Here is a 4,159-nt window from a genome sequence, read left to right on the forward strand (position 1 = left end):
CTGCAATACCCACAAGCCATCGACGGTGGTGGTTAACACGAATCGTCGCTTTGAAAGCCGCTGGGGCGCAAGCTTTCGCATGCGCCCCAGCCTGGCTTCCTAAGTCACCCCGCGGCGAGCGAGGCGTCCAATGCCAACGCGTCGGAGGTGATCGAGTTCAACACCTGGCCGTGCTGACCCACTACCTCGGCCAAGTGCTGCAACGGCTGCTCGATTTGCAGCATCGCTTCTTGGTACGCCGAGTGGTACTGACCGCCCATGTGGCTGGCCAGCAGGGCATTGACGTTCGTCAGATCTGCTTTGCACTGCTCCAGAGAAGCCGATGCCGACTGAAGGGTGCCGGTCGCGTGCTCGATCGCCCCGGCTTGGTAAGTGATTGTGTTCGGGTCCGACATATCTGTCTTCCTATCCCTTTATGGCTGTTGGTTGACGGCTGATCAGGACGGTGTGATCGCCTGGAGTTGACTGCTCGCGTCGTGGTCGTGCTGGGCGAACTGCGCGACCGAGATACCTAGCTTGTGAGACAGCTCGGTGCAACCGTGAATGATCCGCGTGAGGTCGGTATTGATCTCGATTGCCTTCTGCTGCGAGACGATTGCGGCGGTTCCGCTGTGTGCGCCGGCCGCGACGATTTCCTCGACCGCCGACAGACCTTGGTTGGCGGCGATGGTCGCGTGCTCCATGAGGTCTTCAATCTTCGCCTTGACCTGTAGGGCGACGTCTTGCGGAATCCGAGGGAACGCTCCTGATGGGTCAGCCATCTACTTCTTCTCCTTTATGCCAGCGCCCCGGGTAGGGGCATTATCGAGAGTCTAAGTGTGCTTTTCGGTGGCTGTCACTTCACCCTTTTTCAGCGTCATCCAAATTTCAAATTTCCCCTCTTTTCCCAATTGCACCAATGGCTTCGTTGTCCGGTACAGCGAGCTATAGGTCCGTCCGTTGCGGATCCTGGTAATCGGAGTTCACCACGATCCGTGCGTGCGTGACATCGTCCTTTTTGTCACCGGATGGGCTTTCACCACGGGCCAGCATCCCGGCCGGCGACATCGGCATTGCCGAACCACCTACACCGCGAGTCGTCGGGCTCTTCAGGTCGGCCGCGTTGAGCACACCCGCCCGTCCGGACGGCCGGCCCCCGCTCTCCGGCTCGAATGTGCTGGCCGGCGAGGTGAAGCTGGTGAGGCTTGCGGCGCTGGAGCTCAGCCCACCGACGCCTGCACCGCCGGCGCCCATGCCGCCGGCCGCGGCTCCCCCGGCCCCGCCAAGTGGCGCACCTATCGCCTCCAGCCCTGCCGCTTCCGCGGGCGCATTCGCCCCGGTGAACATGCCCATCATGCTTTGCAGTGGGCCGAGGCCACTCTGAGCCATCTGCATCGGCGCTCCCGCCATCTGAGTCATGGGCTGCATAACACCTGAAATCAGCTGTGGACCCTGCCCTAGCATCGATGTCATCTGGTTGGCGGCCTCAGAAGGCGCCGATCCAGCACTCGCGAGCTGTCCGCCGGCGGTCGTCGAGGCCTGGGCGGCGTCCTGGCCCGCGGTGCTCCCGACCTGCCCGGCGAGGGTGGCGGCCGAACCCAGGCCCGCCGGCGCCACGTCACCGGCGACCGCCGGCGGCGGAACAGCAGCCGCAGCCGCGATCGAGCCCAAGGTCGAGGCATACAACAGCCCGACGCTGGAATTCTGCGGCCAGTAATCGCCGAAGTATTGAATGTCCTGCGATGCGATACCCGGGAAGTTCTGGCCGAACCAATTGGTGGCGCACAAGGTGCCCCACAGATCCCGGTTGGCCTGGCACGCGACCGATGGAATCACCGATGGGCAGGCCATTGTGTAGGCGTCCACTGCGGCTTGCGCGAGCATGACGTGTTTGGCGCAGTGTCCTGCCAGCGGCTCCAGCCCGCCCGTGTTGAGCGCGGTTCCCCTGGCTACGTTGGCTGTGCCGGCGAGGCCGGTCCAAGATGCGCTGGTAGTCGCGATGTTGGTGGCGGACACCGCCATTCCCATTTGATGACTGGCCGCTTCGGTGGCCATCACCGCGGCGTAGGCGACGATCGATTCCGGGCCGGGACCACCCTCAAAAATCAGCGCGACGATCTCGGGCGGCGCAGCGACCCATCGTGGGTCGAGTGGCATGCCGCGCCTAGAAGGAGAACTTGGCGGCGCTGATCAGCTCTTGAAGCACATAGCTGATCGACGACATGCTCTGCCCGGTCGCATAAGACGCCCGCTGTCCGAAGTGTGACCCGGCCACGCCGAGGTAGGTGCCGCCGGCGCCGGCCATTGCCGACGCGAACGCCACGTCATCGGCGGACGCAGCCATCGGCACGACGCCGGTCAAGGCCGCGGAACCAGCCGCCGTGGTGGCCGCCATCTCCCCGGTGACCACCGACTCCGTCAACGAGGACAGGTTCACGGCCTCCGGTGAAACATCGAACATTGACATGTTGTCTCCCGTGTTCTGATCCGCAGTGCTCCCCTGCGGGATTACCAGATCTTTCTACGTACACGCGCACTCTGCAATGTGAATGAACGCGAACTGTGCAATGTGAATAAAATAGCTATTCATCCGCTTCGGGTGTCCCCACGAGCACTCCCTCGATATCGCCCTCGGTCGTGACCAATAGGCCACGCCCGGGCGGCAACTGGTGAGCGCTGATCCGCGCGAAAACCTTAACATTTGCCGGATCGTTGTCCATGAACAAGGTCGGCGACCGAGATCCCGTCATTTTCTGCAGGAACGGATTCATCACGACTTGGCCGGCCCAGTTGCCAGGCAACCGTGCAGCTATCACGTGCAGACCGACCTGCCGACTGCGCTCGATCAGTGGCAACAGCGGCGCAGTCGCGGCCGGTTTCACCACCTGATTGTGCGGCCTGAGCTCGTGTTCGTCATCGATCAGGACGAACTGGCGCGGGCCGCCCCACGCCTTGAGGTTGAGCAGCTCCTCCTGGGTCAGACCCGACGGTGGGAGGCGATCCCGCAGTTCGGCGGTCAGCTCGGCGATCACGGCATCGATGTCGTCCGCGGTGTAGGCGTAGGCGCGCACGTGTGGACCCCGGATCTTTCCGATCAGCGTGGTTTTGGGGTCGATCACGGTGATCTGGGCCTGTTCGGGGGTGAAGCGCTGCGTGATCGCCTGGCCGATAGCCGCCAGAGTCGTTGTCTTGCCGCAGAGTTGGCGGCCCATCACCAGCATGTTGGGCAATGTCCGGAGGGACAGCGCCACCGGCTGCAGACCGCTCTCCCCGATGGCGAACGGGATGTTGAGGGCGTCGGCCCCTTCCGGGGTGCGGTCGTATGCCTCGATGATCTGCGTCAACGCCACCCGCTCGGGCAGCCGCGACAGCCGCTCCACCCGGTCTGCGCCGGTGACTTGAGCGATGACCTCGCCGATACCCCGGGCGCTCACTCGCTGATTCTCGGTTCCGGTGATCTCCGGTACCCCGATCAGCAACTCGTGGCCCTCGCGGGTCAAGCCGAAACCTGGCCGGTCCAGGGTGTTGCGCGCGGCTTTGCGCCGTTCCATCGAACTACCCATCTGTGACTCGTCGGGATTGCTCAGCCGCAGCTGGATGCGCGCGTTCGACACGTTCAGCAGACCCTGCTTCTGGCCGACAAACCAGCCGTTGGCGCTCGTCATGACGTGAACGCCGTACGAAAGTCCTTGCCGGGCAATCGCGATCGCGCGATCCCCGGTCGCAAAGTCTTTCTCGTAGAGGTCCCCGTAGTTGTCGATGATGAGGAATACGTCGCCGAATTTGTCTTCCGGATCGGTTCCACCGCCGCCGGCTGCGCCGAAGCGTCGTTCCCGGAATTCGGAGATGTCGATCTGGTAGTGCTTGAACGACGCCTCGCGGGCGCGAATCAATCCTTCGATCGTCGCGATTGTTCGCGACACCCCTTCGGTGTCGTTGAGGCTCACCACACCGGCCACATGCGGCAACTCTTCCATCGGGTACAGCGACGCCCCGATGCAGAAAAACGTCACTCGCTCCGGGCGGTACATCAGCGCAGCCGACGTCATCAACGTCATCAACGTGGTGCTCTTGCCGCGCTGGGCGGTGGCAACCACCATCACGTTGTCCATCTCCACGTCGATGGAGTGCACTAGCTGCGTGTGGTCCTCGGGAACGTCGACGATCCCGATCGGCAGGG

General features: G+C 63.4%; 5 protein-coding genes. All 5 read right to left on the reverse strand.

Going from position 1 to position 4,159, the window contains the following annotated elements; genetic code table 11:
• Nucleotides 1-104: 104 nt before the first annotated feature.
• Nucleotides 105-395 (reverse strand): WXG100 family type VII secretion target, encoded by a 291-nt coding sequence (locus VN856_RS01700; protein ID WP_325685522.1) that lies wholly within the window; start codon nt 393-395, stop codon nt 105-107.
• A gap of 42 nt (nt 396-437) precedes the next feature.
• Nucleotides 438-761 carry a hypothetical protein gene (locus VN856_RS01705; protein WP_325685524.1) on the reverse strand — a complete coding sequence of 108 codons (324 nt, stop codon included), beginning with the start codon at nt 759-761 and terminating at the stop codon, nt 438-440.
• A 163-nt stretch (nt 762-924) separates the two neighbouring features.
• Nucleotides 925-2,136 carry a PPE domain-containing protein gene (locus VN856_RS01710; RefSeq protein ID WP_325685526.1) on the reverse strand — a complete coding sequence of 404 codons (1,212 nt, stop codon included), beginning with the start codon at nt 2,134-2,136 and terminating at the stop codon, nt 925-927.
• A 7-nt stretch (nt 2,137-2,143) separates the two neighbouring features.
• Complete coding sequence (locus VN856_RS01715) at nt 2,144-2,446, reverse strand: hypothetical protein (protein ID WP_325685528.1); 303 nt, start codon at nt 2,444-2,446, stop codon at nt 2,144-2,146.
• 115 nt (nt 2,447-2,561) lie between these two features.
• Nucleotides 2,562-4,159, reverse strand: a 1,598-nt coding sequence (gene eccCb / locus VN856_RS01720; protein ID WP_325685530.1) for a type VII secretion protein EccCb, incomplete at its 5' end; no start/stop codon positions are given.

It is taken from the genome of Mycobacterium sp., from assembly GCF_035603715.1.
Taxonomy (GTDB): Bacteria; Actinomycetota; Actinomycetes; order Mycobacteriales; family Mycobacteriaceae; genus Mycobacterium.